We start from the raw sequence: 25,962 nt of genomic DNA, 5'->3' as shown, positions 1-25,962 counted from the left end.
GGCCAAGTAGGCCGGTTCATTCCGCTCGTCCTGCCAAGGGGCGGGCGGGGGCTCTTCAAGTAGAAGGAATTGAATTATGCCTGTTGTTGCTACGAATACGGCGGCCAACTCCGCCCTTCGTTATCTCAACAAAAACTCGTCCCAGGCTTCGGCCTCGGTGGGCAAGCTGGCCTCCGGCTCGCGCATCGTGAAGGCCTCGGACGATGCCGCCGGTCTTGCCATCGGCACCCGTCTGAAGGCCGATGTCACGGCGCTCACCCAGGCGGGGATCAACGCCTCCCAGGGTGCTTCCGTTGTGCAGGTTGCCGATGGCGGCCTCGGCCGTATCGCCGACGTTCTGCAGCGGATGAAGGCCTTGGCGGCCCAGTCGCTGTCGGGCGTGCCGACCGATACGGAACGCGGCTTCATCGATGCCGAATACCAGGAACTGGTCAGCGAGATTACCGATATTGCCGATACCACGCGCTTTAACGGTCAATCTTTGCTGGATGGCGGTCCTGCCACGGCCGACTACTTCGTCGGTACCGATGTCTCCGACACCATCACGGTGGACTTCCAGGGGCTGGCCACGGGCTTTTCCGCCTTTGGCGCGGCAACCCTGGGCGTCAACCTTTCGGTCGGCGCCGCCCCCGCTGCTTCGGCCGCGATGGACGCGATCGACACGGCCATCGACGCGGTTTCGGAGGCACGGGCGACGGCTGGTGCGTTGATCTCCCGTTTCGAGTTCCGCGGTCAGCAGATCGCCACCTCGCTGGAGAACATCGACGCGGCCAAGTCTGCGATCATGGACGTCGATCTGGCGGCTGAGCAAAGCAAGCTGGTGTCAAACCAGGTGCTGGTTCAGGCGGCGGTCTCGGCCGTATCGCAGGCCAACCAGATCCCGCAGTCACTCCTGCGGGTCCTGCAGTAGGTCTCGACCCAGGTCCGGACCAGCAAGGCCGGGGTGGCGCTTCAGGGCATCATCCCGGCCGTTCCGGACCGGTAGACGAGCCCGCGTAAGGAGGGCTTAGGACAATGGACACGACACTCTTGAGTTCCACGGCGCTGGTCGCACCGCAACGCAGCGCTTCGGCACCCGCCGGCGGCAAAGGTTCGAACGCCGCAGCGGTCGCCAAAAGCGACCGGCCCGCGGCATTGTCAGGCCCGGGGACGGGACCTCGCAGCGATGCGGTGGAGCCGGCTGCGGGGCGGGCCGCCAGCCAGCCGGTGTTGCGCCAAAGCGCCCCGAATTCGGCCCTGACGACCTACCGCGATCAGGACAGCGGCCGACTGATTGTGCGGGTGTACGATCGCGAAAGTGGAGATGTTCTGGTGGAATTTCCACCGGAAAAGGCATTTCGTCCTATCGAAAAGGCGTCGCCGAGCGCCGTATCCCGGCCCAAATCGAGCGTGATTGCGTGAGTTTAACACATTGATAACCAACAATTCTTAACGAATTTTGAGCGATTGGGGCGCTAGCATTGGGCGGTTAGGAGGAGTCTGATGGTTGCAGGTACCCAAGGCACCGTTTCCTTTATCGGGAACTCACCGCTCCTGACCGGGTCATTCTCCGGTCTGGACACGGCGGCCATTATTGAGGCTTCGCTGGCGGTCAAGCGTATCCCCATCGACCGGCTCAACAACCGGATCTCCGACAACGATACGCGGGTCGCCGCCTTCAACGAATTCACGGCGCTGCTGGAAACGCTGCAGTCGAGCGTCAACGCCCTGCGCAATCCGCCCGGTTCCACCGGCATTCTGAGCAACGTCTTCGAGCAGAAGTCCGCCTTCATCACATCGGACACAGCCACGCCCGCAACGGAAATCCTGGGCGCGACAGCGACGAACAATGCCGCGCCGGGGGTCTACGAGATCATCGTCGATCAGATCGCGGAGGCGCATAAGATCTCCGGCGGCACCCTGACCGACGTCAGTACCGGCTTGGGCATCACGGAAACGCTGACGATCAACCTGGCGGGCGCTGCGGCCGAAGAGACGGCGACCATCGACATCACGGCGGATATGACGGCCACCGACGTTGTCTTTGCCATCAACGCCGTGACCGGGACGACCGGCGTGCGGGCCTCGGCGCTGAAGATCGCCGACAACGATTTCCGGATCGTCTTCACCGCGGAAGAGACCAACAAAGACATCGAGCTCAGCGGTACGACCGGCCAGATCCTGGGAGCCACCGGTCTGGATGTCTCTGCTGACAACGGCGCGACCTATACGACTGTTCTGCAGCCCTCGCAGCCGGCTCAGCTCCGCCTCGATGGCATTCCCACGGTGATCGAGCGGGACTCGAACGAGATTGACGATCTGATCGACAACGTGACTCTTGATCTGTTCAAGGAAAGCGATTCGACCGGCACGACGATTACCCTGGAGATCGAGCCCGATCTCTCCGGCGTGAAGGCGCAGATCGAAGGCTTCGTGGCGGCCTACAACGACGTCAAGACCTTCCTGAACTCCCAACAGGTCGTTTCCGAAGACGGGGAGGTGGATGCCTCGGCGATCCTCTTCGGTGACAACCTGCTGCGCTCTCTGGGCCGGGATCTCGGGACCGATCTCGCCGATCTGGTGGACGGGCTTGATTCCACGGCGCTCGCGACCCTGCGGGGCGTCGGCATCGAGCTTTCCGAAGACGGGACCCTGACCGTCGACAATGGTGCGCTCGACGCCAATCTGGTCGACAAGTTGGACGAGGTGCGCGGTGTTTTCGAGTTCGGATTTCAGTCCAGCTCGCCCGACATCCGCATGATCGCCCGCAACGAGCTTCTGAACGTCGGTGACTTCACCATCGACGTTCCGGCGGGTGCCATCGACGGCACCAACCTGCAGGTTGACGGTGTCGACGCCTTCGAGGTCGACGGCGGCCTGCTGCGCGGGCTGGACGGGACGGTCTACGAGGGCATGACGCTGGCCTACAACCGCAATCCCGCCGAGCCGGCGGAAAGCATCAGCATTTCCACCTCGACCGGTATCGCCGAGCGGCTCTATCAGCGCCTTGACAACTATATCAACCAGGGCGACGGGCTGATCACCGAAGAGGTGAACCGCCTGCAGGCCCAGAACGAGGATTTCGTCGATCAGATCGAATCCCTGGAGGCGCGGCTGGTGATTTTTCAGAACAAGCTGATTGAGAAATACGCTGCCATGGAGCGTGCCGTCGCCGCCGCCGAGGCCGCTTCGAGCCAGCTCGAGGCTTTTCTCAAGGGCGGCGACGACTAGGCCGGCTTCGCAGAGGCCTTCCCATCCGTGATCATGCTTGAGGTTTGGTGACTTGACGCAGTCTTTCAATGCTCTTTCCGCATATCAGACCGCTTCCAAGATGGTTTCCTCCCTTGGCGCCGTGGTGCTGCTCTATGACGCGATGATCAAGGAGGTGGCCAACGCCAAGACGGCCATCGAGGAGGGGCGCATCGAGGACCGCTTCAATGCCACCCAGAAGGCCTGCAAGATCCTGGTCGGCCTGCAGTCGCACCTGGATTTCGAGAAGGGCGGGAACATCTCGCTGATGCTCGACCAGTTCTACCACACGATTTTCCGCGACCTACAGCAGGTCAACATGAAGAACTCGGCGCAGATCTGCGACGGTATCATCACCGCGCTCAGCGAGGTGCGGGCGAGCTGGTCCGAACTGGCTCAGAACGAGCAGCGTACCGGGTCGCCGGACGGCAAGGCCCAGGAGGCCAAGCCGGCCAAGCCCGCGCAGGAACCCGAGCGTCCGCCTGAGGCCTCCTCCCTCACGATTTCAATCTGAGGCCCTTTGCGCCTGAAGCTCGGCCTTCGGCTGCCGGCATGGCCGCCGACGCCGGCGGAACAGCCCGATCCAGCGCCTGGCCCGTCCTGCAAGGGCCCATCACGACAGAAATGTTAACGGCCGGAAAGGTTCTCTTAGTGAATCGCGGCTTAACCTGCCTGTTCGCCAGGCAGCCGGCATGTCGCCGGTCCGACCGGCAGTCGCAACTCTAGGCATCCGAAGAGCAAGATATCATGAGCTACGAGCAGGCAGCCCCAGACGCCGACGTCGGGGCCGGCGAGGAACGAAAGGCCAAAGGCTCCTCAAAGAAGCGCCGGCACCGCGAGGGCAAGGGCGCCCGACCGCTGCGCAACACGGGAAAAATGATCGATACGGCCCGCGAGAAGATCGCGGCCAAACGCTGGAAGGATGCCGTAAACCTTCTGAAGCGTGCTCTGAATTCGGATCGCGGCAACGGCGTTGCCATGGCCTTGCTGTCTCATGTGTACATGAACCAGCGCAAGCTTCTTGACGTTCGCAAGCTGATGAAGCGTGCGCTGGAGGCCGCGCCGATGGAGCCTGAGGTGCATAGGTTGCACGGCAAGATGCTGCATACCTTCAACGAGATGGATGCGGCTGCCAACGCTTACACCACGGCCCTCAATCTGAACCCGGAATACGCCGACGCCTATCGCGATCTGGCAATTCTGCTGATCGATGCCGGTGTTCTCGATCAGGCGACCGAGGCACTTGTCGTGGCGATCAAGCTGAATCCGCGGGACGCCATTGCCTTTTACCACCTGGGCCTGATCAAGAAGATGCAAGGCGCGGAGTCGGAGGCCATCGACGCCTACAGCATGGCGGCCGCGATCAAGCCCGACTACGCCGAGGCCCACGTGAACCTCGGCAAGATTGCCATTGACCATGGCAAGCACGAGCTTGGCGAGAAAGCGTGCCGCAGAGCCATCGAAGCGGACCCGACCATTGCGCAAGCCTACGTGAATCTAGGCATGGTGCTGCGCGAACTGAAGAAGCCCGAAGAGGCGTTGGAGTACTCAAAGAAGGGCGTCGATCTTGATCCGAGCAGCGGCGCCTCTCAATCCAACCTGGGCAACGTCTACATGGATCTTCATCGCTATAGGGAAGCCCTGGCCTGCTTCCGCAAGGCGATGGAATTCCAGCCAAGTTTTGCGACCAGCTACTTCAACTTCGGCAACGCTCTGCGCCTGCTGCACGATCTCGACAAGGCTCATGCGTCCTACGACCAGGCCCTGGCCTTGGAGGACGAGCGCGGCGAATTCCATCACAACAAGGGTCTGGTCTATCAGGAGCAGGGGCTGCACAAGCAGGCGCTGGAGAAGTTCCGCCTTGCCCACAAGTTGAAGCCCGAGCATCACGGCCTGGAGTTTTCTCTCGCGCGGTCTCTCTGGACCAACGGCTTTTTCGAGGAGTCCTGGGAGCACTTCGATGCCGGCCTGACCGGCGGGCTGCGTCTGCCAAACCGCAGGTTCCAGGTGCCCCGCTGGCAGGGCGAGGATATCCACGACAAACGGATTCTGGTGTGGCGCGAGCAGGGCGTCGGCGACGAGATCGACTTCGCCCGGCGGTTCCAGCACATTGTGGACAAGGCGAAAGAGGTCGTTATCGAGTCCGACAAGCGCCTGGTCGACATCTTCCAGCGCAGCTTTCCCGAGGCCAGGTTTCTGCCCGAGCGTCTGAACGGCAAGAACGATTGGGAGCGCGAAGACTGCGATCTTCATCTGCCCGCCGGCAATCTGATGCAGTATTTTCCCTTCGGTCAGGAAGACCTGGCCATCGCCAAGACCTATCCTGAAGACGACATCGAAGCGGCCTTCGCCTGCTGGGAACGAGGCAAGGACAGCAAGGGCTATCTGATTCCGAATCCGGAAAGGTTCGATGAAATGGCCGAACGTCTGGCCGATGTTCCGGAAGGCCCCAAGATCGGCATCTGCTGGCGCAGTAAGTTCTCCCACCGCGACCGCGACATCCACTACACCGATCTGGAGATGTGGGAACCCATACTGAAGATCCCGGGGGCGCAGTTCGTGAATGTGCAGTATGACCCCGACGAACAAGAGATGAGCAAAGCCGAGGAGATGTTCGGAATCAAGATCCATCGCTGGGACGACCTCGATCTGAGGATGGATCTTGACGGTGCCTTCGCCCTGACCGCGCAGCTCGATCTGGTGGTTTCCACATCGTCATCGCCGAACCGCATCGCCGACGCGATGGGTACGGAGGTCTGGCTGATGATGGCCGGGGCGAGTCGCCCCGACCAGCCGGTGACGGGCGACTACGGATTGCCGAACCGCATGATCTGGCAGCGAAACTGGACCGAAGAATGGCCGGTTCTGATTGAACGTATCGCCCGGGCGCTCAAGGCCCGCGTCGAGGCGGCAGCCTTTTAGCGCAGCTGGCCCAGCCCAGCTGGCCCAGCCCAGCTGGCCCAGCGCATCCTGCCCAGCGCATCTGGCCGAGTATGCCCGGAAGATAAAAAAGGGCCCGCTGCGAGCGGGCCCTTTTTTGTCGCTTCTTCGACGGAAGCTTTGCAGCGAAGCAGCCTAGAGGGTGTGGCGCACGTCGTAGCGGTCGTTCGGCAGGATATGCTGCCAGGCGAGGCGGTTTGCGGTATCGATGAAGATCGGCGCACGCATGTTCACCGAGGTCTCGAAGCTGTCGCCGATCCTGCGAAAGGTTGCGATCAGCATGATTGCGCAGTCGCCGGCGCCGATGCCGAGATGCTGCTGGGCCGTCTCGATGTCCTTCGGTTCAATCAGCGCCGCGCCCGGGTCGTAGGGCAGCACGATGAAGGAGAGGTCGGTGGGCTCCAGCGCCTGCAGCAGCATGAAGCTGGACTGGGTCTCGCTGGGCACCATGGCCAGGCCGAAGGTGTGGTAGCCGGTGAAGCCGGGGATCGCCTTCGGGAAGTTCAGGGCCTGATCCAGATCAAACTCAATGGTCCCGAAGCGCGTATCGATCGTCTTCTTGTCATTCCCCTCGGACAGCGGTGCCGAGGCCATCGCTCCAGGGGCTTCTGGTGCTGCCTTCTTGGCTGCCATGTGTTCGCGGGGCATGGTTAACTCCTTACTGGTGACGGAGATATTATCGCCGTCCTGTGGTTACGAAATCGCTATCTAAGGTAGTTTAAAAGGCTTAACTCGCTGATCCTCGAGAGCGCCAGATAGGAGCCCTGGAGCTGGACCTCGTCTTGCGCCAGGCGGGTCGTCGCCTCGGCGACATCCACATCCTCCAGGGTCGAGACAAGGTTGGTGGCATAGGTCAGGTAGTCGTCATGGCCGCTGCTGGCGGCCTCCAGGACCTTGCTGCTGGCGCCGATCCTTCCGCGAATGTCGCTGAGCCCGTCGACGGCAGATTTCATCATCGTATAGGCCTGTTCCAGAACCGCGCCGTCCAGGTTGGCGCCTGCGTAGTCCATGTAGGAAAGCGCGCGGAGCATCTCCTCGAAGGCCGGCTCATCGGCCGTGATGCCGTAGGTGGTCTCGAAGGTCTCGTCGGTCCGCACGGTCAGGCCCAGAGTGTCGCCCTGGTAATAGTCGAAGTCCGCGGTGAAGACGCCGGGCAGGCCGGCCTGCGGGGTGTAGGCCACGTCCGCCAGGTCGACAGCCGGAGCGTCGGTCTGGGAGCCGGCAAAGAGATAGCGGTCCTCGTGCGAGGTGTTCAGCAGGGACTCCGCCTCGGCCAGGAAGGTTGCGGAGAACTCCTGCAGCGGGACATCGTTGATGTTCTCGCCCGAGATTGCCGAACTCATGATCGCCAGAACCTCGGTGGCGCGCTCGACCATGATGGCGACCGAGGATTCCATGACCCCCAGCCGCGTCAGCGCCTGGTCGATATTGCGGTTGAACTGTCCAGTCCGCGCCACGGAGCGCTCGATGTTGACCAGTTCGCTGGCGTCGGTGGAGATGCTTGAGTACTGCTGCGCGCGCTTGCCGCTGGCAATCTCGATCTGGCGTTCGGCGACGCTGCTCTGGGTGCGCATCGTGTAGGACATCGTGAGCTGGTACTGGGCGAAGTCTGCAACGCGGAACATCAGCGGGCTCCCATCCTTAGGTCAGGTTCAGAAGCGTTTCGAGCATCTCGTCCACCACCTGGACGATACGGGCCGAAGCGTTGTAGGCGTTCTGGAAGATGGTCATGTTGGCCAACTCTTCATCCATATTGACCCCGGCCTCCGAGAGGAACTTGGCCTGGAGGTCCTCGAAGAAGAAGGTCTGGAAGTCCAGGGTGTCTTCCGCTGCCGCGGTGGCCGAGGCGTTGAAGGAAAGAACCACCCCGGCATAGCCGGAAAAAGTCGTGCTGGTCGACGACGGACCGTTGGCAACGCTGTTGTAGGTCAGGTTTTCCCCGAAGGCGTTGGCCAGCTGCTGGGCGATCTCGTTGTCGCCGACGCCGAGGGAGAGGGCCGGCGGGGTCCCGCGCAGCATGCCCCTGGAGAGGTAGGAGGGGTCGTCCACCAGCGACTGACGGACCGCAATGGTGCTGGAGATACCGGTTTGGCTGCCCTGGTTGGTGGCGGCGGGAATGCCGGTGCTCAGCTCCGGCGTCTCGAACATGTCGTTGAGGCCGAAGAAGTTCGAGAAACCCATATAGGTTTCCTGCGCGGTGTCGCCGTCGGCGTCGAACTGGATGGTCGCGTCGCCGAAGTCGGCGGCCGGACCGTTGTCGAGAATAGCCAGGCGGAAACCCGGCTCCATTTTGATTTCCATGCGGTCGGCATTCCAGGCCGCAGTGCCGTAGCCCGGCGCCGCCGTCAGATGGCCGTTGATCGCGGCGATGATTGCGTTCGGCGTCGTTGCGCCGGCGGCGATGGTCAGCGGTGCGCTGACAGCGTTGCCGTTTGCGTCGAGGATGGCAAAGCTGACGTCGGAGCCCAGGGTCAGCGGATCGGTCGGTGTGTTGATCACTCTTGTGCCGTACATGGCGGCCGGGTCGGCAGCGCCGGTACCCTGGCCCATCGGCGTGTTGGCGCCGCGATTGTGGACACGGTTCAGGGAATCGCGCATCTGGCCGGCGAGCTGATCGAGCTGCTCGGTCATTGCCGGCAGAGTGTTGTCGCGCATGTCGATCAGCGCCTGCAGCTTGCCGCCGCGGATCTCTGTGGTGATGTCGCTGGTCGGCGGAGGCGTCGCGCCGCCGTTCAGGTAGATGCCGCTGATGGTCGTCGGATAGGTCTCGTTGGCCGTCATGAAGGGGGTGACGGTGTAGGAAAGCGTGCCGTAGGAGGTGCCGGAGACCAGGGAGCGGCCGGAAGCCGTAAACAGCCGGATCTGCCCGAAGGAGTCTGTGAACTCCTGCAGCTCCATGTACTCGGAAATGGTCTTGACCGCCACATCCCGCCGGTCCTCCAGGTCGCCGACCGGCAGGCCCTTGGTGATGTTGTTCGCAATCTGCGAGTTGAGGTCGGCGATGATCTCCAGCTCGGCGTTGATGATGTCGACCGCAGCATTGATTTCCGCATCGGCCTGGGTGCGCAGGTTCTGGATGTCGGTGCCCATATTGTTGAAGTACTGCGCCATTTCGACGGCCTCGTTGACGGCGTCGAAACGGTGGGCGGCGACCTCCGGGCTGTTGGCCACGTTCTCGATCGCCAATGCGAGGTCGGTGATGGAGTTGCCCAGGGCGTTGTTGTTGCCCAGGGAGCCGAACATCGCCTGCATGCGGTTGTAGTAGTCAGCGGTGACTTCCGCATTGCCGAGCACGGTGGTTTCGCTCATCAGGTCGCGGCGGAGGAACTGGTCGATGCGCCGGACGATCTGGGCGGTCTCAACGCCGTTGCCCTGGCCGCCAAGGACCCGGTTCTGCTGCTGATGAACCTTGCGGGCGTAGTCCGGCGTGTTCACGTTGGCGACGTTGCCGGAGGTGACCTGCAAGGCGGTCTGATTCACCTGGAGTCCGGCCAGGGCGCTGGAAAGAGCGATACTCAGCGACATCTTTGGCGTCTCTCTCTCATCTGTTCCGCGGTTTGCCTTGGCTGAGGACTAAAGCTGCTGGTCAATCTGCACCGAAACCGGCGGCTGGCCAGCCGAGCGGCTGGCGCCGCCGTTGTTCGAGTAGCCGCTCGACTCGCTCTGGTAGCTTTGCACGGCGTTGACGATGGCCGTGGCGATCCGCTGGTTGGCGGCCCGGGCTGCGTTGATGGCGGTTTCGTTCTCGGACATCACGGCGTGCATGCGCTCCATGACGTCGGTCAGCTCTTCGCGCAGGCGCGGGTCGATCAGCTCCGCGAAGGCCGGATTGCTGCGCAGCGCCTCCGTCTGCTTTTCGTAGCTCTGCACCAGCGCCAGTTTGTGGTCCTGAAGCTCGCCGAAGTCGCGAACCCGCATAGCCCGCAAGAGCTCGACCTCACGGCTCATGACGGCCGTAAGATCCTCGACAAGTTGGATGACCTGACGCAGTTCCGCCGGCGACGGCGGCTGTGCCTCGGACTGCTGTTCGATCATGACTGCATCTCCTGCATCTTGAGGATTTCGCGCTGCACCGATTCGGCGATGCCGACGCCGCCGGCCTTGGCCACGGCCTTGCCGTACTCCTGAACCAACATCGACCGGTAGATCTCCTCGCCGGAGCCGCCGCCGAAAAGCCCGTCTGTCTTGAGGTTCTTGAACACCGGCGCGAGCATTTCCGATATGAAGAGGGCCTCGAACTCCTCGCCGGCCTTCTTCGCGGCGCGCTCCGCCGCTTCCAGGGTCCCGGCGGGCGTGGTCTTGGCAGACGCGCCGGCCTGGGGCCTTGCGGCCTCCAAACCGGCGACAAAGGGGCTTACGGGGGCCTGCAGCATGGTCAGAGCACCTCGATCTCGGCCTGCAGGGCGCCGGCGGCCTTGATCGCCTGAAGAATGGAGATCATGTCCCGCGGTCCGATGCCGAGTGCGTTGAGCCCGTTGACCAGCTCCTGCAGGCTGACTCCGGCGGGGACGACGGCCAGGCGGTTGTCCGCGTCTTCGTCGATCTCGATTTCCGTGCGGTCCACGACCTCGGTGTTGCCGGTGTTGGAAAAGGCGTTGGGCTGGCTGACCTGCGGCGTTTCGGTGATGCGGATGGTCAGGTTGCCCTGGGCGATGGCCACGGTGCTGATGCGCACGTTTTCGCCCATGACAATGATGCCGGAGGCCTCGTCGATGATCACCCGGGCCGGCTGGTCGACCCGTATCGGCAGTTGCTCGATGTCGGTCATCATGGCGACGGTGTCGCCGTTGTAGCGCGAGGGCACCGACACCCGCACCGTCATCGGGTCCAGGGAGCGGGCCGCCGTCTCGCCGGCAAAGCTGTTGATCGCATCGGCGATGCGGCGTGCGGTGGTGAGGTCGGGGTTGCGCAGGGCGAGCTTTATGGAGCGCATCTGCTCCATCTCGAAGCCCAGTTCCCGCTCGACAATCGCCCCGTTGGCGATGCGTCCGGCGGTCGGCACGCCGCGCACGATGGTCTCGCCATTGCCGGCCGCGCTGAAGCCGGCGACGGCGATGCCGCCCTGGGCGACAGCATAGACTTCGCCGTCCGCCGCCAGCAGCGGGGTGACGAGCAGCGTGCCGCCCAAAAGGCTCTCGGAGTCGCCGATGGCCGAGACGTGGATGTCGATGCGCGTGCCCTGACGGGCGAAGGGGGGAAGGTTGGCGGTGACCATCACTGCGGCGACGTTGTCCGTATCGAGATCGTCATCCCGCGCGTTTACACCCATGCGTTGCAGCATGCCGATCAGGCTCTCGCGGGTGAAGACAGCGCTGTCCAGATCGTCGCCGGTGCCGTTGAGGCCGACCACGAGGCCGTAGCCCACCAGCTGGTTGTCGCGGATGCCCTCGAAATCCACCAGGTCCTTGATTCGCGACTGTGCCTGGACGCTGTCGAGACCCGAGGCCAGCAGCAGGCAGACCGCAAGGCACAGCCACTGCAGCAGCTGTGCTGCGGCGCCGACCGGGCGAATCATCTTCGGCCGGGCCATGGACAGAAGCGGGGGCAGGACAGGGTTCATCAGGTCGTTCCGCGTCGTGGGTTCCTTGTTCGGTCTAGGGAATGCGAAAGGCGTGCCAAACGCCCGATCTTTGAAGCGCCTCTGAAAACGGCGGAATTCCGCCGGTTCTGGTGGCCCGTGTCAGCCGCAGGCCCGCTGCCCGGCAAAAAGGGATCACCCTGGCCCGGGAAAATATTGCCGGTTTTTCAGTAGGTTAACCCGTTATTAACCGCGCCGGCGCAGTGTCGCTGAAGAACCAGCCAGTGTCGGACAGGCCATGAAGATTGACCGCCTCTCGGGGCCTCGCAGCGCGGCAAAGCGCAAAAAAGCCGGTGCCTCCTCCACTGCGGACGGCGGCTTTGCCAGAGCCCTTGCCGGTTCCGCGCAGGAGGCCGGTGGCACCAGCGGCGGTGGGCCGGTTCAGGCGGTCAGCGCGCTCCTGGCGATTCAGGAGGTTTCAGACGCCTCGGCGGGCCCCAGCCGCGGCCGGCGCCGGGCGGAAGATATTCTCGACGAGCTGGAAGACCTGCGCCTTGCGCTGATGTTCGGCGAGGTTCCGATAGCCCAGTTGGAGCAGCTCGGCGCCCTTCTGGCCCAGCGGGAAGGGTCGATCGAGGACCCGAAACTGGCTGAAATCGTGAACGAAATCGAGATTCGCGCGGCGGTCGAACTGGCCAAGCGCGGGCGCTGACCGGCCGGCGGGGAACCGCACAGAAGCGCCGGTCGACGGCCCCCCGCAGGGCCGTCTCGCCACAAGAAGATTTGATGCGTTCAAAGGCTTGCCGGGCAAGGCAAATTCCATATACTCCCGGCGCGATTTGGTACTCATTAACGGGACCAGGGATGACTGTAAAGCTGCCGAAGAACTATCGTCCCAGCGAGGACGAGACCTTCATGAACCCGAAGATGCGTGAGTATTTCCGTCAGAAACTGCTGGCCTGGAAGGATGAACTGCAGCGCGAATCCGGCGAGACGTTGCAGCACCTGCAGGAAGTCTCTTTACACGAACCCGATATTGCCGACCGCGCCTCTCTGGAAACCGACCGCTCGCTGGAACTGCGGACGCGTGACCGGGAGCGCAAGCTGATCTCAAAGATCGATGCCGCGCTGCGCCGCATCGAAGAGGACTCCTATGGCTACTGCGAGGAGACGGGGGAGCCGATTTCGTTGCGGCGCCTGGAAGCCCGCCCGATCGCGACCCTGTCCATCGAGTCTCAGGAGCGCCACGAACGCATGGAGCGGACCCACCGCGACGATTGATGTCGCTTGCCGCTCAGCCAAAAGCAAAAGGGCCGCGTTGTCGACGCGGCCCTTTTTCGTTGCCTGCGAGGATGGCGTGAAAAGGAGCGGTTGTCAGAACGGCCAGATGATGTCGAAGACCTGCTGGCCGTAGCGCGGCTGCTGGACGTCCGAGATCTGACCGCGGCCGCCGTAGGCGATGCGCGCTTCGGCGATCTGATCGTAACCGATGGTGTTCTGCGAGGTGATGTCCTCCGGCCGGATGATGCCCGCCACCTGCAACTCGCGCTTCTCGTAGTTGACCCGGACCTCCTGGCGGCCGGCGAGAACGAGGTTGCCGTTGGGCAAAACCTGGGTGATCAGCGCGGCGACACGCAGGTTGATCGACTCGGTACGGTTGACCCCGCCGCTGCCTTCGGAGGAGGAGGTGCTGTCGAGGTCGACCAGGTCCGTCGGATCGACCGCCTCCGGCAGGATGTCGGCGAGGCTGGCCTCGTAGCCCAGGAAGGCGCTGGCCGAGGCGTCCTCGGCGTTGGTGCGGCTCCGGGTCGTGGTGTTGTTGATCGCCGCGTTGTCCTGGATCTCGATGATCACGGTCAGGATATCGCCCACGGTTCCGGCCCGCTGGTCCTTCAGGAAAGCGCGCGATCCCGGCCGCCAGAGCGAGTTGGGCTGGCGCTCCACCTCGATGGGGGCCGGCATCGGCAGGGACACCGCTTCCGGACCGGCCAGTGGGGCCGGGCTTTCGATGGCAGAGAGTTGCGGCTCTTCGCCGACTTCGGACAGCCGGGTCAGCATGTTGCAGGCGCTGAGCGAGAGTCCGGCAATGCCCAGAAGCAGCGCGCGGCACAGCAGGGCGCCAAGGCCCCGGCGGTTGCTGGTGTGGCTGGAGGTCATGCTTCGTGCTCCCCTCAATTGCTTTGGGCGCTGGCGGTGGGTGTGACGACGACGTTGCCGGTATCGATCACCACGGCGTTCACCACGCTGTTGGACTTGGTGTTCATGACTCTGATGACATCGCCCTGGGCGCCGTTTTCCAGGGCGCGGCCCTGGACCGTCAGCTGCATGCGCTGGGTCTGCAGACGGATCGTCACCAGGCTGTTCTTGGCAACGACCACAGGCGTCTGCAGGTCGGTCGCGCGGATCAGTTGCTGCGAGCGGATCGGCCTGCGCGGGCTCATGCCGAGCAGCAAATCCTGGGAGCTGACGGTGCCGCGGGTCAGCCGGTTCGCCGGCATTGCGATCCACTCGATATCGCTGGCGCGGATGACGTCGCCGGGCCTCAGGTCGCGGCGCAGCACCGGCACATCCGTCAGCATCACCGCCCGGCCGGTCACCGAAGCGCGGGCCACCGGCTCTCCGTTGGCCGGTGCGATCACGTGGGCAACAAAGCGCCCGCTTGCGGAATCCAGCGACAGGCCGGTGACGGCGAGGCTGGGCTCGTTTGAGCTGGGCAGTTGCAGTTCCAGGCTCGGGTTGTCCAGAGCCAGCTCCAGTTGGCCGCTGACGCCGCGGTCCGCCAGCGCCACGCGCAGGGCTGCTTCGATCTGCTCGGTGCCGATGCGGTGACTGGCCCGCCGCAGCGTGATGCGGTCGTAGCGCGAGCGCGGCTGCCAGGTGAGGTCATGGGCCCGGGCCACCGCCAGCAGCCAGCGGGCGCCGATATCCACCGTCGCACCCGGACTCGGCGCGCGGGCAACGGCTGTCTCCGCCAGGGCCGGATCGGCGATGCCTTCGAAGAGGTCGCCCAGACGCACCACGCGATCATCGACCAGCGCTTCGTCCTTGAGGGTGATCAGCGCTGCAATCTCAGCGTCTGCCCCCACAGTCTGGGCCGCTGCCCGGCTGGCGGGCGCGGCCAGCATGGCCAGAGCGATCAATGCCGCCGAGAGTGCCGTGGAGATATGCTTATGCATCATACCCTCCCGACTTAGCGGAGCTGCGTCACGCTGCGCATCATCTCGTCGGACGACTCGATGACCTTCGAGTTCATCTCGTAAGCGCGCTGCGCGGTTATCAGGTTGGTGATCTCGGCGACCACGTTGACGTTGGAGGTTTCCAGCGCCCCCTGGATGATCCTGCCGAACCCTGCCGAACCCGGGGTCGCCACCGTCGCGGCGCCGGAGGCGGCCGTCTCCAGCAGCAGGTTGTTGCCGATGGCATCCAAGCCGGCCTCGTTGGCGAAGTTCGCCAGCTCAAGCTGGCCGACCCGCTGCGGTGCTGTCTGGCCGTCCAGGTCCACGTAGACCTCGCCGCTCTCGTTGATGGTGATCGCCTGGGCATCCTCCGGCACGGTAATGCCGGGTTGGACCACATAGCCATCGGCGGTGACGATGTCGCCGTCGGGGCTGAGCTGCAGCGAACCGGCGCGGGTATAGGCCGTCTCGCCGTTCGGCAGCTCCACCATCATCAGGCCGCGTCCGTTAACCGCCAGGTCCAGCGGATTCTCGGTCTGCAGGATGTTGCCCTGGCCGGAAAGGCGGTAGATGGCCGCCGATTTGACACCCAGGCCCAGCTGCACGCCGGTCGGAACGATGGTACCGGCGTCCGAGGAGGCGGCGCCGACACGGCGCAGGTTCTGATAGAGCAGATCCTGGAATTCCGCACGCTGGCGCTTGAAGCCGGTGGTGTTCATGTTGGCGATGTTGTTGGAGATGACTTCGACGTTCAGCTGCTGGGCCAGCATGCCGGTCGCGCCAATGTTCAGGGATCTCATGGCTTGCTCCTCTCCTATCCTCGTGCCGGGCTGCCGAGCGCCTGAATGGCGCGGCGCATGCGTTCATGTTCGTCGTTGACCATTCGCCCGGTCGAGCTGTAGCTGCGCACGGTCTGCATCATCTTCGTCAGCTCGACGATGCCGGCCACGTTGGACCCCTCGATCATGCCCTGGACCACTTCGGCATCCTCGGCGGCCAAGGCTTCCTGGCCGTTGGCGTCGTAGAAGCCGTTGGCCAGCTTGACCAGGCTCTGCTGGTCTTCAAAGCGTACGAGGCGGATCTTGCCGACGGGGCCCTCGTCGGTCGAAACCGTGCCGTCCCGGGTGATGCTCACGTTGCTGCTGTTGGGCGGCAGGACAAGCGGGTTGCCCCCCTCGCCAAGGACCTTGTCGCCCGTGGCGGTGACCATCTCTCCCTCTGCGTTCAGGCGAAAGCTGCCGTTACGCGTGTAGCGGGGGCCGAGAGGCGTCTCCACCTCGTAGTAGGCGTCTCCTGAGATCGCCGTGTCCAAGGGGTTTTCGGTGGCGGTCAGATTGCCTTCCGTCAGGTTGCGGACCAGGGCGATGTCCTGGACGAAGCTCATTTTTTCACCTGAATCCGTGGATTCCAGGTGCTCGACGAAAAGCATGCTTTCGCCCTTGTAGGCGTTGGTGTTGAGGTTCGCCATGTTGTTGGCGATCACACTCATTTCCCGCCTCAGGACCATCTGGCGCGATAGCGCGATGTAACCGGCGTTTTCCATAATCTTACCTGACACTCGTTGGGCAGTTGCAATGGGGCAGTCGGTCGGCCGCAGGGGCCGTCGCCAACAGAGAAGCAAGCCGCGTGCCAGGCTATGAATTCAATGATTTCAATGCTTTAGAGGCGCAGCCTGTGGCCGGCTTGGGGGGACCGCCGGGCGCTCTTGGCAGAGCTTGCCCGGCAGATCTTGCCCCGCGCCCAAATCGTCGGGAAATGCCCGGGAAGCTGCGCCTTTCAACCAAGTCTTAACCAACCATCCGTAGGCTCGTGGCAGTCGAAAACTCAAGATAACTGAATAGGTTGACCGCAATGGCCGAACAGGCTGCAACTCCGGGCGCCGGTGATGTCGAGATCGAAGCCACCCCGAAAGGGGGCATGAACGGCAAGAAGCTCGTTCTCTTCATCATCCTGCCGATCCTGCTGCTCATTGGCGCGGTCGCCGGCGCCTATTTCTCCGGGCTTCTGGACTCGCTGCTCGGGAAGGCGCCGGAACCCGTGGTCGAGGAAGAGCTGGCCCCGGTCGAAAGCAAGGCGGTCTTCTACGATCTGCCGGAAATGCTGGTGAACCTGAATTCCAGTGGGCGCAAGACCAACTACCTGAAGATTTCCATCAGCCTGGAGCTGGCGCGCGAGGCCGACCGTGCCGAAATCGGCACTGTCCTGCCGCGCATCGTGGACAACTTCCAGGTCTATCTGAGGGAACTGCGTATCGAGGATCTGCGCGGCTCCGCCGGCCTGCAGCGGTTGCGCGAAGAGCTGCTGATCCGCGTGAACACGGCGGCACAGCCGATCCAGGTCCGCGACGTACTGTTCAAGGAGATGCTGGTTCAGTAGCCGCGCAGCGGCGGCTTGGCGCAAGCTGAGACCCAACGGCGAGAGAGTCTGAGGTAGATGGCCGACGAAGAAGCGATGATGGCGGAGTGGGAGGCCATGGCCGAGGAGGGCGAGGCCGACGCCGACGACGCCGCCCCCGATGAAGCCGCCCCGGCCGGTTCCACACGAGTCCTCGATCAGAGCGAAATCGACAGCCTGCTGGGCGTCGCCGGCGCCGGCGACGACGAGGGCGAGGAATCCGGCATCCAGGCCATTCTCAACTCGGCCCTGGTCTCCTACGAGCGTCTGCCGATGCTGGAGGTGGTCTTCGACCGCCTGGTCCGCATGATGTCGACCTCGCTGCGCAACTTCACCTCCGACAACGTCGAGGTCAGCCTCGACAACATCACCTCGGCGCGCTTCGGCGATCACATGAACTCCATCCCGCTGCCGGCCATGCTCTCGGTCTTCAAGGCCGAGGAGTGGGACAACTACGGCCTGATGACCGTTGACAGCGCGCTGATCTACTCGATTGTCGACGTGCTGCTGGGCGGCCGCCGCGGGACCGCGGCGATGCGTATCGAGGGCCGCCCCTACACGACGATCGAGCGCAACCTGGTCGAGCGGATGGTTCACGTCGTGCTGGCGGACCTCTCGGCTGCCTTCGACCCACTTTCGCCGGTCACCTTCCGCTTCGACCGGCTGGAAACCAATCCGCGCTTTGCCACCATCGCCCGGCCGGCCAACGCCGTGATCGTGGTGACGCTGCGTGTGGACATGGAAGACCGCGGCGGCCTGATCGAACTGCTGATTCCCTACGCCACGCTGGAGCCGGTGCGCGAACTGCTGCTGCAGATGTTCATGGGCGAGAAGTTCGGCCGGGATTCGATCTGGGAAGGCCATCTGACGGCGGAGCTCTGGCAGACCGATATCAGCATCGATGCGGTGCTGGACCAGGTGGAGATGCCGCTGGGCGAGGTCCTGGAGTGGATTGAGGGCAGCCAGCTGGAGCTGAACTGCACGCCCAACTCGAAGATCGAACTGCGTTGCGGTGATGTTTCCATGTTCAAGGGCCGCATGGGCCGGCGCAGCGGCCATATCGCGGTTCAGGTCGCCGACAAGATCGTGCGTGAGGGAGACTCGTAAATGACTTGGCTGCAGGACTACGGTCTTGTTTTTGACGTCGCCATCTGTGTCTTGCTTGTCACCACCATCGGCTATGCCATGGTGCTGAACCGCAAGCTGACCGAACTGCGCCGTGCGCGCGGCGACATGGAGAAGCTGTTCGGCGAGTTCTCCGCCGCGACCGGCAGGGCCGAGGGCGGACTGCAGGCGCTCAAGCAGCGCAGCGTCGAGGCCGGCGACGGCCTGGCCCGCAAGGTCGACGATGCCTGCCGTCTGGCTGACGAGATGGCCTTTCTGGTGAAGAAGGGCAACGAGATCGCCGACCGGCTGGAAGTCTCCATCGCCGCCTCGCGCAAGCTGGAGCGTGAGGCCGGCGGTGCCGTCGCAGGGCTGTCGAAGCAGCGGCTGCACCGCGCGCCGATGGATATCACAAAGATGGAGAAGAAGCCGCTGGAGGAGCCGGAGGTGGCCGCGCCGGTCACCCCCGCGAAGCCGGTGAACGGCATTGCGAAGCTGGCGAAAAAGCGGCTCTCGCGCTCCGACAGCGAGCTGATGCGCACGCTTCAGGCGATGCGCTAGAAGCCCTCTCGAATTCAGGAACTGGCGATGCGTTTCAGGCTTCTGCCTCTGGTCATCCTGGTCGCCGGCCTGGCCATGACGGCCAAGCTGGCGGGTATCTGGCAGGATCTCGGCGGTTCCCAGCCGGCTCTGGCTGCCGAAACGGCGGCCGGCGAAACGCCTGGGCCCGCGCCTGCGGAAAGCGGCGCGCCCGCGTCCTCCGCCCGCGCGTCCTCCGCCCCCGCTTCCTCCGGCGAAGCCGAAGTCGAGACGGCGGAGGTGCCGACAGATCCGGTCCCTCCGGGCCAGATCACCGATCTTTCCGCCGACGTCTTCGATCTGACGGATGAGGAACTGGGTCTGCTGCAGTCGCTCTCGCAGCGCCGCGAAGAACTGGAACAGCGGGCCCGCGAGGTTGACGAGCGCGAAGTCCTTCTGAAAGCCGCCGAACAGCGGATCGAACAGAAGATTCGCGAGCTGGAGGGCCTGCAGGAATCGATCGAGGCGCTTCTGGTCGAGCACGACGAGCAGACCGAATCGCAGATGAAGAGCCTCGTTAAGATTTACGAGAGCATGAAACCGAAACAGGCGGCACGGATCTTCGAGGAGCTCGACATGGAAGTCCTGCTCGAGGTGATCGAGCGGATGAAAGAGCGCAAGTCGGCGCCGATCCTCGCGCAGATGAACCCGCAGCGCGCCAAGGCCGTGACCCTTGAACTGGCCCAGCGCCGCGAACTGCCGATCCCGCGCGAATAAGGTGGAAATTCGAGGCTTTTCAGCGCTTTTTACTGACTGTTAACGCCGATTCATTAGCTTTCCCCGCAGACCGTTTCGCACCTTCTGCGGGCCAGAATTCACGGGAGTTTGAGATGTCGACAGTCGACATGAGCATGCCGATCCTGATCGTGGACGATTACAAGACCATGCTTCGGATCATCAGAAACCTGCTGAAGCAGTTGGGCTTCAACAACGTCGATGAGGCCACTGACGGCAGTGCCGCACTGCAGAAGCTGCGGGACAAGGAGTACCATCTGGTGATCTCCGACTGGAACATGGAGCCCATGAGCGGCATGCAGCTTCTGACCGAGGTGCGCGCCGATACCAAGCTGAAAGAACTGCCTTTCATCATGATCACCGCGGAGAGCAAGACCGAGAACGTCATCGCCGCGAAAGAGGCCGGCGTCAGCAACTACATCGTGAAGCCGTTCAACGCGGCGACGTTGAAGACCAAGCTCACGGCTGTCCTCGGTAACTTCTAAGCGCCCTGTACTCTATTTAAGGAGCCGCATTATGGCTGTTGCGGCGGTCAAAGAGAAAATCGCATCTCAGCTCGTGGAGCTGCAGAAGTCCGAGGGTGCGGTCTCACCTGAGGAGATCGTTTCCATTGTCGAGTCGATCGTCGAGACGATCGAAGGCGATATGTCCGCCGTGAGCCTGAAGGTCTACGCGGATATAGAAGCCCTGGCGCGCTACATCGATACTGCACGCAGCGAGATCGCGGATCTGCGTCCTGACGACATCAACGCAGAGCATCTGCCCGCCGCCACTGACGAACTGACAGCCATCGTCGGCGCGACCGAGCAGGCCACCCACACGATCTTCGAAGCGGTTGAAGCGATCGAGGAACTGGCCGAGAAGATGCCCGAGGACGTGGGCGAGAAGGTCTCGGCGGCGGTGACCTCGATCTACGAGGCCTGCGGGTTTCAGGACATCACCGGCCAGCGGATCACCAAGGTGGTCACTGCGCTGCAGAAGGTGGAGTCGAAGGTGGACGCGCTGCTCCATGCCTTCGGCGACGAGACCTTCGCGGGCGAGCGGCCGAAGCAGCCGGAGAAGAAGGCCACTGCGCCCAGCGGTGCACCGGCCCGCCCGGACGAAGACCTCATGAACGGTCCGCAGCTTCCTGAAGACGCGATCAGCCAGGACGATATCGACGCCCTCTTCGGGTGATCCCCGATGGCGGGTCTGCAGCACGAACCAGGCCGGCGGCAAAGCAACAGCCACGTCATGGCCCTTCTCAGTCTGAAGGTGCTGCTGCTGGCTTTCTTCATCCTCCTGAATGCACTGGCCGAGTTCGAGACGGAACGCAGTACCGCCGTGCTCGACAGCGTGCGCCAGGCGTTCCGCGGCGTCGTGCCGGCGCATGAGAGCGTCAGCGAAGAGATCGCGGCGCTGGAGATCCTGGACGGCGCCGAAGACATCACCGATGCGCTGGGCCGCCTTTTCGATGACAGCCTGCCGGTGGTGGAACGCGAGACGCCCGGCGGCAGCCGCAGTCTGCAGGTCGACATTCCCAGCAACGAGCTCTTTGCGCCCAACAGTATCGTCCTCAGCGGCGAGGGCCTGGACCTGCTGACGGCCATCGCCTCGGTGCTGGCCGACCCCCGGTTCTCGGCCGGGACCTATCAGCTCGACGTCCTCTACGGCGTCAGCGGCAGGGGAGAGGACCTCGGCAGCCGGCTGCTGCCGGTGCGCCGTGCCGGGGCGCTGGTTCGATCGCTGGAGCGCGAGGACGTGCCCTCGGCGCGGTTGTCCGCCGGTCTGCTGCCGTCGTTTGCCGGACAGGTCCGGCTTCATTTCATCCTCTCACCGCCCACCGCCGACGGCGCCGCTCCGGCGGCCGAAGGGGGCTAGCGTCATGGCGCGGGAAAGCACCCAATCGAAGAACAAAAGTCAGGCCTGGCGCGGTCCGGTCTTCGGGGTGCCGGCATACCGCGGGCGGCCTGATGACGGCGGTCAGGCCTGGCTGATGACCTTTACCGATCTAACGGCCTTGCTGCTCACGTTTTTCGTCCTGCTCTATTCGATGTCGACCATCAACAGCGACGACTGGCAGAACCTGGTCGATGCCCTGTCGCCGAAGCTGCCCAGTGTGCAGGAGGTCACGGTCGCCCTGCCGAGCCAGGACAAGGATGCCGAGGCGATCGACCGCACGCCTGGCACGGACCTCGGTTATCTCGCCAGCCTGCTGCAGGAGCAGGTGGGGGAGGACCCGGTCCTGGCTGAGGCGGTGGTCCGGCGGGAAGGCGAGCGCATTGTCCTCGCGCTGCCGGGCGACCTGCTCTTCGCATCCGGCTCCATCGAGCTGAGCGAAGAGGGCAAGGCGTCGATCTTTGCCCTGGGCGGGGTTCTGCGCAACCTGCGCAACGTGATCGAGATTGCCGGTTTTGCGGACCCGCTGCGCCCGCGCCGCAGCTTTGAAAGCAACTGGGAACTGTCGCTGGCGCGGGCGACGACCCTCGCCGACATGATCACCGCAGCCGGGTACAAGGGTGAGATCCTGGTGCGCGGCTATGGCCACGCCCGCTACCAGGCGCCCGCGCAGGCGAGCGAGAAGGCGGCGAGCATGGCGGAGGCGCGGCGCGTCGAGATCGTCATTCACGCCCATGCGGCGGAGCGCCGCTGACCATGCGCTGGCTGCCGTCCCTTTTGCTTGTGCTGGCGCTGCTGCCGCTGTCTCTGCCGCTGTCTCTGCCGCTGTCTCTGCCGCTGCCGGCCCAGGCGGCGGAGCAGATCACCCTGCGTGGCGGTCTGCATCCGGGTTACGGGCGGCTGGTCTTCGATTGGCCGCGGACTGTCGACTATGAGGCCCGCATTGCCGATGGCAAGCTGGTCGTCACCTTTTCCGAGGCGGCGTCCTACGTCGGAACGGTGCGGACGCGCGGCCTGCGCGGCTACGCCGGGGTGCCCGAGATCGCCGAGGGCGGCCGACGGCTCAGTTTCGATCTCGACGGCGACGTGGAGCTCAAGCACTTCCGACTGGGATCGAAGGTGGTGATCGACCTGCGCCCGGCTGCGCTTGCCGCCAAGCCTGACGGTGGCGGCGGTGACGGCCGCGCCGCGCCTTCGCAGGGCGATGCAGCAGAGGATCTGCCGCGGGTGCGGGTGCGCGGCGGCCGCCACGCAGACTACAGCCGCCTTGTCTTCGATTGGCCGGAATCGGCTGGCAGCCGTCTGGAAGAAAGCGCGGAACGGGTTCGTATCCGCTTTGACCGCCCGGCGCGCTTCGATGTTTCGGCGGTGCGGCCGGCAGGCCTGCCGCAGGTGGCGGGGGTGGCTGCGGATGAGACCGGCGTGACCGTGACCCTGCCGCAGCCGTCCCGTGTGCAGGTCTCGCGCAGCGGCAGCAAGACGGTTCTGGATATCTACGCTGCGGCCGGTCCGCAACCCGCAACGGATGCAGCCGAAGAAAGGCCGGCTGCGAAGGCACAGGCCGAGACGGCAGGGGGTGTCGTCGATCTGAGCCCGCGCCCCGCCGAGGCTCCAGCCGGCGAGCCGGCCAGCGCCAAGACTGCCGCACCGGCATCTGAAGCGCCGACATCCCTTGTGCCACAGTCCATGGGTGGGGAGGCCAAGGCCGCCCCCCGAACCGCGGTCAAGGACGACACCGCAGCAGCGAAACCTCAGGAACCGGCGCCGGCTGAGCCGGCGGCCGCGCAGAAAGCCGCGACGGATCAGAAGGCGGCCCTGAACCGGGATGCCCCGGCAGGCCAGAGCGCCCCGGCAGGCCAAAACGCGACGACGGGCCAGAGCGCCACGGCGGAGCAGCCGGCTGTCATCGAGCCGACGGTGCCGGAGCCTGAAGCCCCCGGGGCGGTGCCCTTTCAGGATGCGGCGGCCGTGCCGGCGAGGCCCATCGATGATGCGGCGCGCGGGCGCCTGCGGATCGACCTGGAGCCGGTCCTCACCTTCGAGGACTCCTCTGCCCAGGGCCCCACGGCCGATCGCTTCGTGCCGGTGGTGCTGACCTTTTCCTGGAGCCGCCCCACGGCCGCGGCGGCTTTTCGCCGGGGGCAGAACCTGTGGCTGGTGTTCGACCGTCCGCCACCGAAGACCCTGGTGAAGAGTCTGGCGGCCGAAGCGCCCCATCTGGGGCCGGTGCGGCTGATCGAAGCGGGCGAAGCGACCGTTCTGGTCATCGGCGCACTGCCTACGGTCGCCCCGCGCCTGACGCGGGAGGAAAACAGCTGGCAGGTCGACCTGCGCCCGCGCAGCGCGCTGCCGCAGAAGGCTCTGGCGGCGCCGGTGGTGGAGAAGGGCGACTATGACCGGGTTCGCTTTCCGCTCTCCGGCGCACGGCGGGCCCTCTGGGTGACCGATCCCGACGCAGGCGACCGCCTGGTCATCGTGCCGACCCGTGGGGCCGGCATGGGCCTGGCACTGGGCTACGCTTATCCTCAGTTCCGCAGTCTGCCGAGCCAGCAGGGTGTGGTTCTGCAGCCGCTCACCTCCAGCCTGGAGGTCGCCGTCGTGCGGACCGGCGTTCTCGTACGCGATGCCAACGGGCTTCTGGTGTCCGGCCGGGAGCAGCGCCGGCGCCTCGGCACGCCGGGCGACGCCGGTGCAGAGGGCAGGCGCCTCTTCGACCTCGAGGCCTGGCGGCGTGGCGGCATGGATGACTTTCAGCAGGTCCGCGGCGATCTGGTGCGGGCCATGGTCGGTGCCGACACGGAACGCCTGGGTATCCTGCGAACCGATCTTGCCCGATTCTACTTCGCTCATGGCTTCGACAGCGAGGCGCTCGGGTCGCTTCGCGTCATCGACCAGGAGCATCCGCGCCTGGCGCAGGACCCGGCCCACCGCCTGATGCAGGCTGCGAGCCAGTGGCTGATCCGGGACTACCGCTCTGCGGCGGGCGGGCTGGCGCATTCCTCCCTCGAGGGCGAGCGCGAGGCGCTCCTGTGGCAGGCGGCCCTGGCAAGCGCGGCGGAAGACTGGGAGGCAGCGGCCAGCGCCTTCGCCCTGACCGACGATCTGATCGACAGCTATGCGCCGCGGGTGCGCCTGCGCCTGCGTCTGGCGGCGGCAGAGGCCTTCCTGGAGGCCGGCGACGATGCGGCCGCGACACTGCAGATCGGCGCCCTGCGGCGGGATGACCTCGGCCCGCAGGAAGTGGCGCAGATCAACGTCATTCAAGGGGCAATCCAGCTTCAGCGCGAGAACCCCGAGGAGGCGCGCGACCTCTGGAGCGCCGCGCGCGACAGCCGCCACCGTCCTTCGCAGGCGCGTGCGCGTTTGGCGCTGATCGACCTGGGGCTGGAGGATGGGTCGCTCTCGGCGGAGGCGGCCATCGAGGAATTGGAGCGTCTGCGCTTTGCGTGGCGCGGGGACCAGTTCGAATTCGTGCTGCTGCGCCGCCTGGCCGAGCTCTATGTCGGCCAAAGCCGGCACCGCGAGGCCTTGCACGCGCTGCGGCAGGCCGTCACCAGCTTTCCCGACAGCCCCGGCGCGCGCGCTTCGGCGCAGCGCATGCGTGAGATCTTTGCCGATATCTACCGTGGTCCCGGCGATCCTGCGGTGCCGCCCTTGCGGGCGCTGGCTCTTTACCAGGAGTTCAGGGAACTGACCCCGCCGGGGGTCGCCGGGGATCGACTGATCGCCGCACTGGCCGACCGGCTGGTCGAGGTCGATCTCCTGGATCGGGCCGCCGAGCTTTTGGACGGTCAGGTCAGGTATCGCCTGGAAGGCGAGGAAAAGGCGCGCATCGGGGCGCGCCTGGCGCTGGTCCACCTGCTGGACCGCAAGGCCGAGGCAAGCCTGGAGGCGCTGGATGCCAGCGAGATCGAAGCCCCCTCGGACGCATTGAGGCTGCAGCGCCAGCACCTGCGGGCCCGGGCCTTTTCCGAACTGGACCGGGCCGAAGAGGCGCTCAAGATGCTGGAGGGCGACGACAGCCTCGATGCGGAGACCCTGCGGGCGGATGTCCACTGGCGCCTGCGCCAATGGCCGGAGGCGGTCTCCTCCTTGTCCAAGCTTATCCCGCTGCTGCCGCCCCAGCGCGTCATGACGGTCGATGAGAGCCAGCTGGTGGTCAACCTGGCCGTTGCCCTGATGCTCTCCAACCAGGCCGTCGAATTGGAGGACCTCAACCGGCGCTACGGCGCGGCCATGGCCGATGGCCCCCACAGTGACACCTTTACGCTGCTGGTTGGCGACGGGGAGAAGGCGGCCATTACCTCCATTGCGGACGAACTCAGCAAGGTCGCCCGGGCCCAGGACTTCATGGCCAACTACCGAGAGCGCATTCGCGACGGCGAGCTCAGCCAGGTGAACTAGAGGTCG

At 64.6% G+C, this 25,962-nt stretch carries 26 protein-coding genes; 16 read left to right on the top strand and 10 right to left on the bottom strand.

From position 1 onward, the window contains the following. Positions 1-76 precede the first annotated feature (76 nt). The 5 genes from ACO06P_RS04615 (at position 77) to ACO06P_RS04595 (ending at position 6,150) form a co-directional block, all read left to right on the top strand. A complete protein-coding gene (locus ACO06P_RS04615; protein ID WP_420348833.1) occupies positions 77-910 on the top strand; it encodes a flagellin in 834 nt (277 codons plus the stop codon). A gap of 104 nt (positions 911-1,014) precedes the next feature. Then, on the top strand, positions 1,015-1,401 hold the full coding sequence (locus ACO06P_RS04610; protein ID WP_420348832.1) for a flagellar protein FlaG: 387 nt from the start codon (positions 1,015-1,017) through the stop codon (positions 1,399-1,401). 81 nt (positions 1,402-1,482) lie between these two features. Further along, positions 1,483-3,210: a flagellar filament capping protein FliD gene (fliD, locus tag ACO06P_RS04605; protein ID WP_420348831.1), complete on the top strand. Its 1,728-nt coding sequence runs from the start codon at positions 1,483-1,485 to the stop codon at positions 3,208-3,210. 100 nt (positions 3,211-3,310) lie between these two features. Next, entirely contained in the window at positions 3,311-3,742 is a 432-nt protein-coding gene (gene fliS / locus ACO06P_RS04600) for a flagellar export chaperone FliS (protein ID WP_421938176.1), read from the top strand. A 233-nt stretch (positions 3,743-3,975) separates the two neighbouring features. Next, positions 3,976-6,150 (top strand): tetratricopeptide repeat protein, encoded by a 2,175-nt coding sequence (locus ACO06P_RS04595; protein ID WP_420348829.1) that lies wholly within the window; start codon positions 3,976-3,978, stop codon positions 6,148-6,150. Positions 6,151-6,303: 153 nt separating this feature from the next. Here ACO06P_RS04595 and fliW read toward each other — a convergent pair whose 3' ends face one another. Genes fliW through flgI form a run of 6 tightly spaced genes read right to left on the bottom strand, consistent with a single transcriptional unit; the run spans position 6,304 to position 11,683 of the window. Then, positions 6,304-6,816 (bottom strand): flagellar assembly protein FliW, encoded by a 513-nt coding sequence (fliW, locus tag ACO06P_RS04590; RefSeq protein WP_420348828.1) that lies wholly within the window; start codon positions 6,814-6,816, stop codon positions 6,304-6,306. Positions 6,817-6,872: 56 nt separating this feature from the next. Next, complete coding sequence (locus ACO06P_RS04585; protein WP_420348827.1) at positions 6,873-7,793, bottom strand: flagellin; 921 nt, start codon at positions 7,791-7,793, stop codon at positions 6,873-6,875. A gap of 16 nt (positions 7,794-7,809) precedes the next feature. Further along, the gene (flgK, locus tag ACO06P_RS04580) at positions 7,810-9,693 is read right to left on the bottom strand and encodes a flagellar hook-associated protein FlgK (protein ID WP_420348826.1); all 1,884 of its coding nucleotides are present in this window, start codon (positions 9,691-9,693) and stop codon (positions 7,810-7,812) included. A gap of 48 nt (positions 9,694-9,741) precedes the next feature. Continuing rightward, complete coding sequence (locus ACO06P_RS04575; protein ID WP_420348825.1) at positions 9,742-10,203, bottom strand: hypothetical protein; 462 nt, start codon at positions 10,201-10,203, stop codon at positions 9,742-9,744. Further along, positions 10,200-10,541: a rod-binding protein gene (locus tag ACO06P_RS04570; RefSeq protein WP_420348824.1), complete on the bottom strand. Its 342-nt coding sequence runs from the start codon at positions 10,539-10,541 to the stop codon at positions 10,200-10,202. Before ACO06P_RS04570 ends, ACO06P_RS04575 begins: the two co-directional genes overlap by 4 nt. A 2-nt stretch (positions 10,542-10,543) precedes the next feature. Continuing rightward, positions 10,544-11,683, bottom strand: coding sequence for a flagellar basal body P-ring protein FlgI (gene flgI / locus ACO06P_RS04565; RefSeq protein WP_420349698.1), 1,140 nt, complete (start codon positions 11,681-11,683; stop codon positions 10,544-10,546). A gap of 301 nt (positions 11,684-11,984) precedes the next feature. Between flgI and ACO06P_RS04560 the strand changes: the two genes are divergently transcribed. Continuing rightward, on the top strand, positions 11,985-12,398 hold the full coding sequence (locus ACO06P_RS04560) for a flagellar assembly protein FliX (protein WP_420348823.1): 414 nt from the start codon (positions 11,985-11,987) through the stop codon (positions 12,396-12,398). 152 nt (positions 12,399-12,550) lie between these two features. Continuing rightward, a complete protein-coding gene (dksA, locus tag ACO06P_RS04555) occupies positions 12,551-12,967 on the top strand; it encodes an RNA polymerase-binding protein DksA (protein ID WP_420348822.1) in 417 nt (138 codons plus the stop codon). 93 nt (positions 12,968-13,060) lie between these two features. Here dksA and flgH read toward each other — a convergent pair whose 3' ends face one another. Genes flgH through ACO06P_RS04535 form a run of 4 tightly spaced genes read right to left on the bottom strand, consistent with a single transcriptional unit; the run spans position 13,061 to position 16,351 of the window. Next, positions 13,061-13,843 (bottom strand): flagellar basal body L-ring protein FlgH, encoded by a 783-nt coding sequence (gene flgH, locus ACO06P_RS04550; RefSeq protein ID WP_420348821.1) that lies wholly within the window; start codon positions 13,841-13,843, stop codon positions 13,061-13,063. A 14-nt stretch (positions 13,844-13,857) separates the two neighbouring features. Beyond that, positions 13,858-14,865 (bottom strand): flagellar basal body P-ring formation chaperone FlgA, encoded by a 1,008-nt coding sequence (gene flgA, locus ACO06P_RS04545; protein ID WP_420348820.1) that lies wholly within the window; start codon positions 14,863-14,865, stop codon positions 13,858-13,860. Between the two features lie 11 nt (positions 14,866-14,876). Continuing rightward, positions 14,877-15,662, bottom strand: a complete 786-nt coding sequence (flgG, locus tag ACO06P_RS04540) for a flagellar basal-body rod protein FlgG (RefSeq protein WP_420348819.1) — start codon at positions 15,660-15,662, stop codon at positions 14,877-14,879. A 14-nt stretch (positions 15,663-15,676) separates the two neighbouring features. Beyond that, complete coding sequence (locus ACO06P_RS04535; protein WP_421938175.1) at positions 15,677-16,351, bottom strand: flagellar hook-basal body complex protein; 675 nt, start codon at positions 16,349-16,351, stop codon at positions 15,677-15,679. A 362-nt stretch (positions 16,352-16,713) separates the two neighbouring features. On the opposite strand from ACO06P_RS04535, the gene ACO06P_RS04530 reads away from it, so the two are divergent. From ACO06P_RS04530 to ACO06P_RS04490, 9 genes are all read left to right on the top strand, one after another. Then, entirely contained in the window at positions 16,714-17,238 is a 525-nt protein-coding gene (locus ACO06P_RS04530; RefSeq protein ID WP_420348817.1) for a flagellar basal body-associated FliL family protein, read from the top strand. Between the two features lie 57 nt (positions 17,239-17,295). Then, on the top strand, positions 17,296-18,363 hold the full coding sequence (gene fliM / locus ACO06P_RS04525; protein ID WP_420348816.1) for a flagellar motor switch protein FliM: 1,068 nt from the start codon (positions 17,296-17,298) through the stop codon (positions 18,361-18,363). After that, positions 18,364-18,921 (top strand): DUF6468 domain-containing protein, encoded by a 558-nt coding sequence (locus tag ACO06P_RS04520; protein WP_420348815.1) that lies wholly within the window; start codon positions 18,364-18,366, stop codon positions 18,919-18,921. A 27-nt stretch (positions 18,922-18,948) separates the two neighbouring features. Further along, on the top strand, positions 18,949-19,656 hold the full coding sequence (locus ACO06P_RS04515; protein WP_420348814.1) for a MotE family protein: 708 nt from the start codon (positions 18,949-18,951) through the stop codon (positions 19,654-19,656). Between the two features lie 113 nt (positions 19,657-19,769). Further along, positions 19,770-20,159: a response regulator gene (locus tag ACO06P_RS04510; RefSeq protein ID WP_420348813.1), complete on the top strand. Its 390-nt coding sequence runs from the start codon at positions 19,770-19,772 to the stop codon at positions 20,157-20,159. Between the two features lie 31 nt (positions 20,160-20,190). After that, entirely contained in the window at positions 20,191-20,850 is a 660-nt protein-coding gene (locus tag ACO06P_RS04505) for a protein phosphatase CheZ (protein WP_420348812.1), read from the top strand. 6 nt (positions 20,851-20,856) lie between these two features. Continuing rightward, entirely contained in the window at positions 20,857-21,534 is a 678-nt protein-coding gene (locus tag ACO06P_RS04500) for a hypothetical protein (protein ID WP_421938174.1), read from the top strand. A 4-nt stretch (positions 21,535-21,538) separates the two neighbouring features. Beyond that, complete coding sequence (locus tag ACO06P_RS04495) at positions 21,539-22,306, top strand: OmpA/MotB family protein (RefSeq protein WP_420348810.1); 768 nt, start codon at positions 21,539-21,541, stop codon at positions 22,304-22,306. A 2-nt stretch (positions 22,307-22,308) separates the two neighbouring features. Then, on the top strand, positions 22,309-25,956 hold the full coding sequence (locus ACO06P_RS04490; RefSeq protein WP_420348809.1) for a hypothetical protein: 3,648 nt from the start codon (positions 22,309-22,311) through the stop codon (positions 25,954-25,956). The last annotated feature ends 6 nt before the right edge of the window (positions 25,957-25,962 follow it).

Origin of the sequence: Pelagibius sp. (assembly GCF_965227505.1) — a bacterium.
Classification (GTDB): Bacteria; Pseudomonadota; Alphaproteobacteria; order Kiloniellales; family Kiloniellaceae; genus Pelagibius.
Note: the sequence above shows the minus strand (reverse complement) of the source record. Positions and strands in the feature narration are given on the sequence as shown.